At 61.4% G+C, this 12,472-nt stretch carries 10 protein-coding genes and 1 other RNA gene; 2 read left to right on the plus strand and 9 right to left on the minus strand.

The annotated features are described in order from the left end of the window. From GAL01_RS06880 to aroA, 4 genes are all read right to left on the minus strand, one after another. Complete coding sequence (locus GAL01_RS06880) at window positions 1-3,348, minus strand: glycosyltransferase family protein (protein ID WP_062031782.1); 3,348 nt, start codon at window positions 3,346-3,348, stop codon at window positions 1-3. A gap of 243 nt (window positions 3,349-3,591) precedes the next feature. Further along, window positions 3,592-5,304 (minus strand): 30S ribosomal protein S1, encoded by a 1,713-nt coding sequence (gene rpsA, locus GAL01_RS06885; RefSeq protein WP_062031864.1) that lies wholly within the window; start codon window positions 5,302-5,304, stop codon window positions 3,592-3,594. 256 nt (window positions 5,305-5,560) lie between these two features. Then, entirely contained in the window at window positions 5,561-6,202 is a 642-nt protein-coding gene (gene cmk, locus GAL01_RS06890; RefSeq protein WP_062031784.1) for a (d)CMP kinase, read from the minus strand. Beyond that, a complete protein-coding gene (aroA, locus tag GAL01_RS06895; protein WP_373317670.1) occupies window positions 6,199-7,554 on the minus strand; it encodes a 3-phosphoshikimate 1-carboxyvinyltransferase in 1,356 nt (451 codons plus the stop codon). Before aroA ends, cmk begins: the two co-directional genes overlap by 4 nt. 134 nt (window positions 7,555-7,688) lie before the next feature. On the opposite strand from aroA, the gene GAL01_RS06900 reads away from it, so the two are divergent. Then, window positions 7,689-8,015 carry a TIGR02300 family protein gene (locus GAL01_RS06900; protein ID WP_062031788.1) on the plus strand — a complete coding sequence of 109 codons (327 nt, stop codon included), beginning with the start codon at window positions 7,689-7,691 and terminating at the stop codon, window positions 8,013-8,015. Further along, window positions 7,996-8,562, plus strand: a complete 567-nt coding sequence (locus GAL01_RS06905; RefSeq protein WP_231865401.1) for a chorismate--pyruvate lyase family protein — start codon at window positions 7,996-7,998, stop codon at window positions 8,560-8,562. The genes GAL01_RS06900 and GAL01_RS06905 overlap by 20 nt, the downstream gene beginning before the upstream one ends. Before the next feature lie 3 nt (window positions 8,563-8,565). Here the strand turns inward: GAL01_RS06905 and GAL01_RS06910 are convergent, their stop codons facing one another. The 5 genes from GAL01_RS06910 to ffs form a co-directional block, all read right to left on the minus strand. Further along, a complete protein-coding gene (locus GAL01_RS06910) occupies window positions 8,566-9,321 on the minus strand; it encodes an SDR family oxidoreductase (protein ID WP_373317671.1) in 756 nt (251 codons plus the stop codon). 2 nt (window positions 9,322-9,323) lie between these two features. After that, window positions 9,324-9,920, minus strand: coding sequence for a recombination mediator RecR (gene recR, locus GAL01_RS06915; RefSeq protein ID WP_062031791.1), 597 nt, complete (start codon window positions 9,918-9,920; stop codon window positions 9,324-9,326). A 25-nt stretch (window positions 9,921-9,945) separates the two neighbouring features. Continuing rightward, window positions 9,946-10,269: a YbaB/EbfC family nucleoid-associated protein gene (locus GAL01_RS06920; RefSeq protein ID WP_062031793.1), complete on the minus strand. Its 324-nt coding sequence runs from the start codon at window positions 10,267-10,269 to the stop codon at window positions 9,946-9,948. 12 nt (window positions 10,270-10,281) lie between these two features. After that, on the minus strand, window positions 10,282-12,237 hold the full coding sequence (locus tag GAL01_RS06925; protein ID WP_099253171.1) for a DNA polymerase III subunit gamma/tau: 1,956 nt from the start codon (window positions 12,235-12,237) through the stop codon (window positions 10,282-10,284). 88 nt (window positions 12,238-12,325) lie between these two features. Then, window positions 12,326-12,422: signal recognition particle sRNA small type (gene ffs / locus GAL01_RS06930), an RNA gene on the minus strand. Window positions 12,423-12,472 lie beyond the last annotated feature (50 nt).

The raw sequence follows: 12,472 nt of genomic DNA on the forward strand, positions 1-12,472 counted from the left end.
TCAGGAAACGATCTTTGCCGCGAGCAGGCGTTCAGCACGTTCGACATCATAAGGCTGCACATCCGTCCGTTCGACCGTCAGGACAGCACCATCATCAAACGTCACGGCAATATCCGTCAGTCTCGATCCGTAGACATCGCCGACGACATTGACGAGGATGAAGCGATAGACCCCATCAAGCGGACGCGCATAGCCTTCGCGCGGCATGAACGCCCCTCTGAACCCAACACAGAGAGGTGCATCACGGTAAACCTTGCCGACATCGGCACGGGCCATCCGTTCCATCGCAAAGAAGATGATTTCCTCTCCGCTTTCCGATACCAGTCCGCCATAAACCTGTCCGGCCCGGGACAGATTGCGGAAGAACATCCAGCCCCGGATCATGACGGGCGCTTCAGGACCGGAGGGCAGGGGAAGATCACCGAGCAGTCCACTGAACTCGTCAATGAAATACTCCAGGGCACCCGCCGTATATGGATGCATCGGCTGTTTGCCGACACCTGACAGCTTGACGTTCCGCATCAGACCGTCGCTGTGGGAAACGCGACGGAAGTCGGACAGGACAAGATCGTTGGACGGCGCGCTGCGGACGATACTCCGGATCTGGCCTCCCTCGACCTCGATCTGGATCGGGGTCAGCTGGAAAGCGCCCTGCCCATTGACCACATTGATCAGACCAATCCGGAATCGCCCTTCACACCACTTACCGCGCAGAGCCACTTTCCCAGAGAACCCTGAACGTCGGGGCGCATCGGCGAAAAGCTCCGCAATATCGCCCCTGATTTCGCGCTGGCATTCCAGAAAAATCATCGGGCTGTCGGGATCTTCGCCTACCAGAACCGTGAACATCTGCCCGGCAGAACTCACACCGGGAAGGATTATCCATCCCCGGATATGGAACTCGGAAGCCCCCTGGAAAACCGCTTCATCCAGATCGGAAAAGACGTGGTGGCAGATATCGTCGATATAGCATTCCGCCCCCTGGACCGAGAACCAGTCCGAAATCGTAACCGGAAGTTCCACAGACAGATCACGGGCGGTCGGAGGATCGAAAATATGGCGCGGCGGGGCCTGATGACGCCAGGAGGCGTGAGGCAGCAGATGAACCTGTCCGGCATCCAGACGCAGTTCCGAGACGCCCATTTCACGCCGGGGCGCCGTCTCGTGATACAGCGCCAGAAGATCGTCGGCATAGTCCCGTGCATGCGTCCAGAGCGCGGGCGTAATGTTCTGCATGATCTGGTGGCGCAGCGGCTCGGAAGAACGCAGGAGTTCCAGCCGTTCGAGCACCATGCTCGGACGGCTGATGGGAACCTTGAAACCGTTGACGCCGTCTTCGACGCGGTCTCCCAGAGCCCCCACATCCGTCACGATGGGAATGAGTCCGTTCTGCCAGGCTTCAGAAAGCGAGATGCAGTATGTCTCGGGCCAGATCGAGAGATTCAGCGCGACATCCGCGACTTTCAGCGCGTCGATGTCTCCCATCTCGTAACGGCCATAAACCTTGACGTTCGCACGCGGAACAGCCGTCAGAACCGCCTCGTATTCCGGGCTCAGATATCCGAAAATATGAAAAACGAAATGATCCGGATGGGCGATATCGATCAGGCTGAGGATCGTGTCTGCGCCTTTGGTCCGCAGGAAGTTTCCGACGATCGCCACGCCCAACGGGCGCTCCCCGAGAGGCTGATACGCTTTTCTCAGAATGGGAACCGTATTGTCCGGGCTCGGAATCCCCTTCACGAGGCTGCGCTTGCTGTCGAGAACCGGATAAATCTCGTGCGTCAAGTTCCGGGAATGAACCGTCCCGAACAGGATGGCATCAATCGAGTGCAGCATCTTCGCCACGAAAGCACGGCGGGTCTGCTCTCCACCATGTTCCACATTCTCTGATGCCTTGAGGGTAATGTCGGCAGCGAGAACGGAACGAACCTCGGCTTCGACATACCGCAGCTCATGGTTGAGCAGGTTATACCGTGCGGAGAGCAGCCAGAAATCATGGGCGGAAAAGATCACACCCGTCCCGTTTGCCTTGGCAATGATTGGCAGCGACAGGGCGTGATGGCCCAGATGCTGAAAATGGACGAGATCAATATTGTACTGGCTGAGAACACTGGAAAACGCCATTTCTTCCGGCGCATCACACAAGGCCTCCTGCCAGCCCACTTCCGGGACGTCAAAACGCTCCAGTTCATGACCGTTAGCCGTCGTCAGGCGGCAGAAGTTTCCACGACGCAGCCAGTAGAAATACTCCACATCCCGCGCCAGCAGCGTGCACAGCCCCTGCTGATAGACCTCAACGCCGCCCCAGGCCTGCTCGTGAATCGTTGAGTGTGTGCACATCAGCACGCGCAGGCGCCGGCGCCGGTGAAGAGGCGCAATCGCATGGGTGCGACGCCCGAAATCTGCGCCCGTAATGCTCTGGATTTTCTCAAGCCGGTGCTCATACAGATGCTGCGACAGAACCGACTTCTGAGCAGCCTGTGCTGCAGAAAGACGCGCATCTTTGTGCTTGAGCAGCTTTGCGATGGCATCCACGACCTGATTGGCATCCCTGGCCAGTGCAATGCCGTTCACTGTCTCGAAATGGGCGGCATCCATGCTGTCCGGAGCTTCGACCACCTGCGCCGTACCCGCCAAGGCGAGTTCGAAGAAACGCGGACCGGGTGCCGTTGCCTGACTGACTTCGCCATGACTGGCGTAATCACGGAACATGGTCAGGGTGACGGCGCTGACATTGGCAAAATCAATGAAGGCTTCATGACTGATGGGACGCTGGATGGCGAGAGATGCCAGATCGCCGGGCAGCGGCGGCAGGAACTCATTGGTCGGGCAAACCAGCTTAAGCCGGGCATCGGGAAATGCCGCAATGACCTTGCGTAGGGTATGGACGCGATTGGGCCACATCGTACCCGCGAAGAAGATATCGTATTCCAGATCGTCCGCAGGAACCACGCTCCGTTCATGGATCGACGGGCTGGCAGCCAGCGGAAGGTAATGTCCCTTGCCATGATAGTATTCGGCACAGGACGGATCATTCGTAAAGACGAAGTCAAAGAGTTCGGCGTTCTCGACATTGAAATCCCGCATGAAGGGATCTTCGAACGTCCAGAGGATCATGGTCTTGAAGGCCGGGCGGACCCGACGGATGAGCGGAAGGTTGATGCGCTGGGCGTCCAGACAGATCAGGACATCATGCTCGCCGGACGCAGCGATCCCCGCAAGGCTCATGTTGTCCGCGACCGTGACATTGTCCTTGCCGAACAGAGCCTGAGCCGCCCGCTGCACGGCCAATGTCAGATAGGAATTGGGATTGTGGGTATAATTCGTATTGTAAATGACCGCCATCAATCTCCTGGGCTCTGACGCCCACTCCTATCTTCAATATTGGTCAGTCGTCCGGATTTCAGCAGGAGCTGCCTCCCGTTTACGACATTTTTGTCTCGACGCACTTTCTTGTGTAGCGGATGGCACGGTCAAGAAAAAGCCCACCGCAAAAGAATGAATTTTTGATAAAAAAAGGGCCGCCGAAGCGACCCTTTATTCTCCGACCGAAAGAGGAAATCCTCTTTCGGTAAGCTGGGCAGATGCTCAGGCGTCCGTGTTACGGCGACGGATAGCGGCACCCAGGATGTCACCCAGGGACGCGCCGGAGTCAGAAGACCCGTATTCGTTGATGGCTGCCTTGTCTTCCTCGACCTCACGGCCGCGGATCGTCAGGGCCAGCTTGCGTGACGCGCGGTCAACGGAGACGACCTTGGCGTCAACCTTCTCACCGACTGCGAAACGCTCCGGACGCTGCTCGGCCTTGTCACGGGCCAGTTCAGCGCGACGGATGAAGCCCTGCAGGACGTCATCAACCTTCACTTCGATCCCGTTGCTCTGGACAGCGGTCACGACGCAGGTCACGACAGCACCCTTCTGGACGCGGGACAGGGTATCAGCGGCCGGATCTTCCTGAAGCTGCTTGATGCCCAGGGAGATACGCTCTTTCTCGGGATCCACATCGAGGACCTTGGCCTTGACGACCTGACCCTTCTCGTAATGGGCCATAGCAGCTTCGCCGGCTTCGTCCCAAGAGAGATCGGACATGTGAACCATGCCGTCGATGTCTGCAGAAAGACCAACGAACAGACCGAATTCGGTGATGTTGCGGATCTCGCCTTCGATGATCGAACCGACCTTGTGCTCTTCCTCGAACTGTTCCCAAGGGTTGCGCTGAACCTGCTTGAGACCAAGGGAGATGCGGCGCTTGGAGCTGTCCACATCCAGAACCATGACGTCGACTTCCTGCGAAGTGGCGACGATCTTGCCCGGATGGACGTTCTTCTTCGTCCAGGACATTTCGGAAACGTGCACCAGACCTTCGACGCCCGGCTCTAGCTCCACGAATGCACCGTAGTCGGTGATGTTCGTGACACGACCTGTGAAGCGTGCTCCAGCCGGATACTTGATGGCGACGTTTTCCCAGGGATCAGCTTCAAGCTGCTTCATGCCCAAGGAGATACGCTGCGTATCGGAGTTGAAGCGGATGACCTGCACGCGAACCGGCTGACCGATCTGCAGAGCTTCGGACGGGTGGTTGATGCGCTTCCATGCGATGTCCGTGACATGCAGGAGACCATCGACGCCACCGAGGTCAACGAACGCACCGTAGTCGGTGATGTTCTTGACGACGCCGTCGAGGATCATGCCTTCCTTCAGGCCCTGGATCAGCTCGGAGCGCTGTTCCGCACGGGTCTCTTCGAGAACGGCACGACGCGAGACAACGATGTTGCCACGGGCGCGGTCCATCTTCAGGATCTGGAACGGCTGCGGATGACCCATCAGGGGTCCGACGTCACGAACCGGACGGATATCGACCTGGCTGCCCGGAAGGAACGCCATTGCGCCGCCGAGATCAACCGTGAAGCCGCCCTTGACGCGACCATAGATCGTGCCGTTGACGCGCTGGTTGTTGCCGAATGCACGCTCCAGAGCGGTCCATGCCTCTTCGCGGCGAGCCTTCTCGCGCGACAGGACGATGGAGCCGTCACGGTCTTCGTAACGCTCGACATAAAGCTCGACAACGTCGCCCGGCTTCACGTCCGGGGCAACGCCAGCCGGACCGAATTCCTTGAGGGAGACGCGGCCTTCGCTCTTGAGGCCGACATCGACGATGGCGAATTCGTCGGTCAGGCGGACAACGCGACCGGTGACGACGGAGCCGTCAAAGCCCGTGTCGCGGCCAAGGGTCTCGTCGAGAAGAGCTGCGAAATCTTCGTGAGCGCGCTCTGTCGTGTGGGTCTGAGTGGCTGAAGCCATGTAGATACGATATTCCCGGACGCCCGTTCCAATGGCGGAGCGGATGTCCACGTCTGCGCCAGATCCAGCAATGGACCGGACGTCTCCCCGCTGCCGATGAACGGTCAGATCGGGTTTGTTGGCTGTTGGACCTGCCCGCCAGACGCGGAACAGACCATCCTCCCTCCCCTTCGGGGCGGGTGATACGGTGCACCAACACCCTGCGGGGGCGCGGTGTCAATAAAAAAAGCCGTTTCCCGGCCGCCGTCGCGTCGGTTCAGTGTCGCGTGTGACGCAGGGCCACGATTTCGCAGGCCTTATCAAGAACCTCTGCGGCAGAAAGCCCGTCCGTCTCGATCAGAACGGCATCCGCAGCCTGAACCAGCGGGGCCGTTTCACGCGATGAATCGCGCGCGTCCCGCGCCACGATTTCGGATACGGCCTCGTCAAGTGAAGCCCCTTCCAGCGGAGTCTCGCCTGCAACCTGACGGTGGCGGCGCAGGGCGCGGGTGCGCGCAGAAGCCGTGATGAAGAACTTCACGTCCGCATCCGGGAAAACAACAGTCCCGATATCGCGCCCGTCCACAACCGCACCGGTTTCGGACGCAAAAACCCTCTGACGAGCCAGGAGGGCTGCGCGAACTGCGGGCTGTGCCGCAACGAGAGAAGCCCCACGATCAATCTCGGGAACACGCAGGTCCGTCCGGGCCAGATCACCCTGTTGCAGAGCTTGCGCTTCAGCGGAAGCATCGTCAGCCGGGTTCAGCCCGGCATTCACCATCCGGCGCGCAACAGCACGATACAGCAACCCGGTGTCAAGATAGGGCAGCCCCAGTTTCGCGGCCAGAGCCTTGGCGAGCGTTCCTTTGCCCGCCGCCGCAGGCCCGTCAACAGCAATGACCAGCGGACGAGCCGTCACGCCGTCAGCCCTGCGCCGAGAGCGTTCATCAGGTCCACGAAGCCGGGAAAGCTGGTTTCGATGAAAGCCGTGTCGTCCACCTTCACGGGCTTTGCAGCCGCAAGGCCAAGCACGACCGCGCTCATGGCAAGGCGGTGGTCCATATGGGTCTGGACCGTTCCGCCACCGAGAGGCGCATGAGCCCCCTTCACGATGAGATCGTCTCCGATCACCTCGGTTTCGGCACCGTTCACATTCAGCAGGGCGACCGTAGACGCCAGACGGTCACTTTCCTTCACGCGCAGTTCTTCCAGGCCACGCAGACGGGACGGACCCTCCGCAAAAGCGCAGGCTACGGCGAGGACGGGATATTCGTCGATCATGGACGGCGCGCGCTCTGGCGGAACATCCACGCCTTTGAGCTGGCTGTGACGGACATGCAGATCGCCAACCGGCTCTCCACCTTCCACGCGCTCGTTCTCGATGGAGAGGGATGCTCCCATCTCGATCAGCGTCGTGAACAGCCCGGTCCGCAGCGGGTTGAGACCCACGCCCTCGATCCAGATATCCGAACCCGGCACCAGCAGGGCCGCGACGATCGGGAAAGCTGCGGAAGACGGATCCCCTGGAACCGTTACGTCCCGAGCGGTCATGACGACCGGCCCCGTCAGAGCGATTCGGCGTCCACCCGCATCGAGCCGCGCAACATCCACTTCGACCCCGAAATGCCGGAGCATGTTTTCCGTATGATCGCGCGTGGCGACGGGCTCTTCCACGATCGTGGTGCCATGAGCATTCAGACCCGCCAGCAGAATGGCAGACTTGACCTGAGCGGACGCGACCGGAAGGCGGTATTCGATCGGCTTTGCCTCACCCGTGCCCCGGACGGCCATCGGCAGGCGGCCGCCTTCACGCGTCAGGAACTCGGCACCGTTGGCCGCCAGAGGCGCCGTCACGCGGCGCATCGGGCGTGAACGCAGGGAGGCATCGCCGGTCATGACGCTGTTGAATGCATGGGAAGACAGAATCCCCGACAGCAGGCGAGCCGCCGTGCCGGAATTGCCCATATCCAGCACGTCCGCAGGCTCGCTCAGGGCGCCCACGCCACGACCGTCAATGGTCCACTCCGCGCCCTCGCGCGTGATGGTCGCGCCAAGCGAGCGCATGGCGTCCGCCGTCCGCAGCACATCCTCACCTTCGAGCAGACCGGTCACACGGGTGCGGCCGGATGCGAGGGCGGCGAGCATCAGCGAGCGGTGGCTGATGGATTTGTCACCCGGAACACGGGTGCGGCCGGAAAGTCCCTTGGGGGACGCGGAGACGGTCAGGGGGCGCGAGACTTGCATGGTGATGTTCTTGCTGGGGTGCCCCATGCCTGTCAATCACCTCATGAGGGTGCAGTCATTCGCCTGAAAACTGTCAGGAATCATACGATGGGATTTGACAGGGAGCGCACAAGCTGGCATGGCCGCGTTCCTTATTCGAGGCATCAGCAGGTTCCCGCACAATGGCAAAACCCGAACTCGGTCTGAAACGGACATGCGTTGAGTGCAACGCCCGCTTCTATGACCTGAACCGCGTCCCCGCGGTGTGCCCGAAATGCGGCACGACCCAGCCGGACGATTCCCGTCTGAAGCGCAGCGAAGTTCCGCTGCCGGAAGAAAAAGATCCGAAGCCCCAGGCCAACGAGCATGAGGACGACGTGGATCTGGAAGTCGCCGATGACGAGGACGATGACGATGTGATCGCCCCGGACGACGATCTGGACGATGACGACGATCTCAGCAACGACATCGAAGTCCCGAATGACAAGGATGATCGCGACGACAACTGAGGTTGTCGCCAAAATCCTCTGCGCCGCTTTTCTGGCGGCACTGATGAGCGGCTGCTCTGATCCGGAAGGCATCTTCGCCCCGGACAGCGCAGCCGTTCGCGCATTCAGGGCCCGGCTCGACAGCCAGCCCAGCGCAACGGCGGTGCTTCAGGCCGGCTGCCCGTCTCCGATCCGCGTGCTGCGCCTGAGCGTGGACCGTCCCGTGACGGAAGATATTCTGGCCCTGCTGCAGGTGAGCGAGACCCATCAGGTCAACACGCGGCATGTCCGGCTGCTGTGTGGCGAGACCGTACTGTCGGATGCCTGGAACTGGTATGTGCCGGAGCGGCTTTCCCCGGCCATGAACACACTGCTTGAACAGACCGACACACCGTTCGGACGCGTCGTGCAGCAGACAGCGTTCAGACGGGAAAGACTGGAAACCCGTTTCCCCGGGGAAGCCTCCGGAATCGTTCTGGAGAACAGGGCGCTTCTGCGCCGGGGCGCGGATGACGCACCGATTTCCCTCGTGGTGGAAGACTATCTCCCCGCAGCCCTCCGCCCCTGAGCGTCAGGACGCCGGAGACCAGTTCAGATGCTGCCCGCCATCCAACGCCAACATCTGCCCCGTCACGGAAGGAAGCGCGAACAGCGCAAGTGCGGCCTGAGCGATCTCTTCGGGGGATGAGCCATGCTGCAACGGTGTGCGAGCGCACATACTGTCGAAATGCTCCTGCGTCTGCCGCACCGCCGGAAGGACCGGGCCGGGACCGATGGCGTTCACCCGGACCCGCGGTGCGAGCGCCAGTGCCATGGTCTGCGTCAGGGTCCATAATCCCGTGCGGGACAGGGTGTAGCTAACGAAATGCGGCGTCAGGTTCCATACACGCTGGTCCAGCATGTTCAGAATCAGACCCTCGGCACCCTCAGGAAGCGCCTGCGCCATGGCCTGGGACAGGACGAATGGCGCGCGAAGATTGGTTTCAAGATGCAGATCCCAACTCTCGCGGGTAACGTTGCCCATCTCGTCGCGGATGAAAGCGGAGGCATTGTTAACAAGGACGCCAACCGGACCAAGAGCGGCCTGCACCCGCGGCAGCAACGCCTCGACCTCGTCTTCGCAGTGCAGATCGGCCTTCAGAACGCAGCCTTTGCCCCCGATCTGCTCCAGCAAATCTTCGGCTTCACGGGTGCTGTCGCGACAATGGATGGCGACCGCAAATCCCTCCCCGGCCAGCATTTCCACAAGCGCTGCACCAATACGGCGCGCGCTTCCCGTCACCAGAGCCACACGGGGAACACGCGCAGAAATCTGAAACGGCATCATGTTCAGAGAGACCGCCGGGCCGTCAGCGCGGCGGCGAGCGTCCCGTCATCCAGCACGTCCAGCGCGCCGCCCATTGGCACACCATGCCCCACACGCGTGACACTCACGCCCGTAGAGAGCAGCCGTTCCTGAAGCCAGTGCGCGGTCGTCGCCCCCTCAACGGTGGCACTCAGGGCGAGAATGACTTCCCTCACCCCACCAGCCTCGATCCGCTCAAACAGCGGGCGAACGTTCAGATCATCCGGCCCCAGCCCCGCCAGCGCGGACAGGGTCCCACCCAGAACCTGATAGACCCCGCGATGCACGCCCGCGCGCTCCAGCGCCCAGAGATCACCCACGGTTTCAACCACGCAGATCAGCCCCTGATCCCGCGCCGTGTCCGTGCAGATCTGGCACGGATCGACCGTATCGAGATTGCCGCACCGGGTGCAGGTCTTTACGCTCGTGGCCGCGCGCTCCATCAGATGGGCAAGCGGCAGCATCCGGCTTTCCGGCTGACGCAGAAGCGCCAGGGCGGCCCGGCGGGCGGAGCGTGGCCCCAGTCCCGGCAGACGCGCAAGCATGGTGATCAGCTGATCGATATCGCCGTGGCCCATCATGGGCGTAAAATCCCCGCCAGCCGGATCAGAACGGCAGTTTCAGGCCTGCCGGAAGATCAAGACCACCCGTCACGTCGCGCATGGCTTCGGAACTGGCAGCCTCGGCCTTGGCCTTGGCGTCCGTATAGGCCGCAACGATCAGGTCCTGAAGCGTTTCGATATCGGTCGGATCGGCCAGCTGCGGATCAATTTTCAGATCGCGCATTTCGCCCTTCCCCGTCAGCTTGACCGTCACCAGTCCGGCACCGGCGGAACCATCAACGACAAGAGACGCCAGATTGCTCTGCGCGGCTTCCATCTTGGCCTGCATCTGGCTGGCCTGCTTCATCAGTCCGGCAAGGTTTTTCATCACTATCGTCCTTCAGTTCAGGTTCAGATCGTCTTCATCAAGGGAATCGGCATCCAGAGGTGCAAATTCCAGATCGGGCGGCGCATCATCGGTCAGCGGCACAGTGATTTCGGGTGGCAGACCGTATTCATCAAGGGAGTGATCCTGAACTTCCCCGATCTTTGCGCCGGGAAAGGCTTTCAGAATGGCCTGCACCAGCGGATGTTCCTCCACCGAAGCCTGATTGATGGCCACGACTTCGGCGCCCTGCTCGTCGAGTGTCGGCTCACCCGAAGCGGTCGAGGCACTGACACGCCACTGACCGGGGTAGACACGGTCAAGCAGTTTCTGAAGCTGACGCTCGATACGGGCCTGCGGCTCTTCGGCGCGGATCTGAACGTCGGGCGGCGAAAAGCGCACGAGGTGGACGGCATTGCGGAGCAGCCCGTGCAGAACGGGCTCCCGTTCCCGCGCCACCATCGCCACCATCTCGCGCCATGTCCGGGGCGGCGGAGGAAGTTCAGGTTCGGGCTCAGGCTCCGGAGTTGCTTCGGCATAACAGATGCCGGGCTCGAGAATTGTTCCACCATTCGCAACCAGTCGAACATGCGCCCGAGGCGCAGGACCGCCTGAGCTTTCGCTAACATTGGTCGAGGCGATACCGCTGACAGCAGCTGACGGCGTGGCTGAAGACGTCCCACCTGTCGGCGTGAGAGGCACAGCTGGCAGAGACAGGTCCTGCCCGCCTTCGGTCAACTGGCGGATCAGCCGGTCCGGCGTGGGCAGCAGACTGGCATAACACAGACGAATCAGGACCATCTCCGCCGCCTGACGGCGATCCGGAGCCGTCTCGACTTCCTGCACGCCTTTCAGCAGGATCTGCCAGGCACGGCCCAAAACGGCATTGGACAAACGGTCAGCCAGCGCCCCGCCGCGTGTGCGCTCGGCTTCCGGCAGATCCCGACCTTCCCGCAGGGACGGAATGGCCTTGAGACGCGAAATCAGATGCAGCAGATCCAGCAGATCCGCCAGCAGCACGCCCAGATCAGCACCCCGGGCATAGGCCTGATCGGTCAGGTCCAGCGCATCGGCAGGCTTTCCAGCCATCAGCGCGTCCAGCAGATCGAAAACCAGACCACGATCCGCCAGACCCAGCATATCGGCCACGGCATCCGCGTCACTGGCCCCCTGCGCGATGGCCTGATCGAGCAGCGAGAGGCCGTCACGCACGGAACCATCCGCCGCACGGGCGATCAGGGACAGCGCGTCTTCTGAAAGGGTCGCCCCTTCCTTCAGCGCGATATTGTGGAAATGCCCGGCCAGAAGAGACTGCGGAACGCGACGCAGATCAAAACGCTGGCAGCGGGACAGAACCGTGACCGGAACCTTGCGCAACTCAGTCGTGGCGAAAATGAATGTGACCTGCGGCGGCGGCTCTTCAAGCGTCTTGAGCAACGCATTGAAAGCATTGCGCGACAGCATGTGGACTTCATCGATGATGAAGACTTTCATGCGCGCCTGCATCGGGCGAAAACGCGTGGCCTCGATAATTTCGCGCACATCGTCTACGCCCGTGCGGGAGGCGGCATCCATTTCCAGCACGTCGGGATGACGGTCCGCCAGAATGGCGGTGCAGTTGGGGCAGACGCCGCAGGGATCAGCGGTCGGGCCACCGTTGCCATCCCGGCCGATGCAGTTCAGGGCACGGGCAATGATGCGGGCGGTCGTCGTCTTGCCGACGCCGCGCACGCCAGTCAGCATGAAAGCGTGCGCCACACGCTTGAGCTCAAATGCGCGACGCAGAATGCGGACGAGCGAATCCTGCCCGATCAGATCATCAAAGGTCTGTGGCCGGTACTTGCGGGCCAGAACGCGATAGGGCGTGGCCTCGGCGGCCGGGGGCGCAGACATTTCCGGCTCTGGTGCGTCTCCGAAGAAGCCGCCGCCATTTTCGGGCGGCAGGGGGAGATCGTCGTGGTCATCAGTCATGGAAGTGTTGAACCCTCAGAACTGAGGATGGGACCGTCAGGAAACGGTCGGGGACACTGCGGGAAAGAGCGTCCAGTGACTGTGTGAGGTAGGAGGCCGGACATTCAACCCGGATAAAACTCACTGCGGCTGCTTCCTTCCGGACCTGACCGGGTTGGCAAGGTATCCGTCCAAAGCCGACCTCCCGGCGCTCTCCTAACACGGAGAGAGGGGTGTCTGACAACCCCCAATCATC

This window comes from Gluconobacter albidus (genome assembly GCF_002723915.1).
GTDB classification, from domain to species: domain Bacteria; phylum Pseudomonadota; class Alphaproteobacteria; order Acetobacterales; family Acetobacteraceae; genus Gluconobacter; species Gluconobacter albidus.

Bases quoted from the DNA above. Each gene is read 5' to 3' on its own strand.
- GAL01_RS06880 (WP_062031782.1), bottom strand. From the start codon at position 3,348: ATGGCGGTCATTTACAATACGAATTATACCCACAATCCCAATTCCTAT.
- rpsA (WP_062031864.1), bottom strand. From the start codon at position 5,304: ATGGCTTCAGCCACTCAGACCCACACGACAGAGCGCGCTCACGAAGAT.
- aroA (WP_373317670.1), bottom strand. From the start codon at position 7,554: ATGGGGCACCCCAGCAAGAACATCACCATGCAAGTCTCGCGCCCCCTG.
- GAL01_RS06900 (WP_062031788.1), top strand. From the start codon at position 7,689: ATGGCAAAACCCGAACTCGGTCTGAAACGGACATGCGTTGAGTGCAAC.
- GAL01_RS06905 (WP_231865401.1), top strand. From the start codon at position 7,996: ATGATCGCGACGACAACTGAGGTTGTCGCCAAAATCCTCTGCGCCGCT.
- GAL01_RS06910 (WP_373317671.1), bottom strand. From the start codon at position 9,321: ATGATGCCGTTTCAGATTTCTGCGCGTGTTCCCCGTGTGGCTCTGGTG.
- recR (WP_062031791.1), bottom strand. From the start codon at position 9,920: ATGATGGGCCACGGCGATATCGATCAGCTGATCACCATGCTTGCGCGT.
- GAL01_RS06920 (WP_062031793.1), bottom strand. From the start codon at position 10,269: ATGAAAAACCTTGCCGGACTGATGAAGCAGGCCAGCCAGATGCAGGCC.
- GAL01_RS06925 (WP_099253171.1), bottom strand. From the start codon at position 12,237: ATGACTGATGACCACGACGATCTCCCCCTGCCGCCCGAAAATGGCGGC.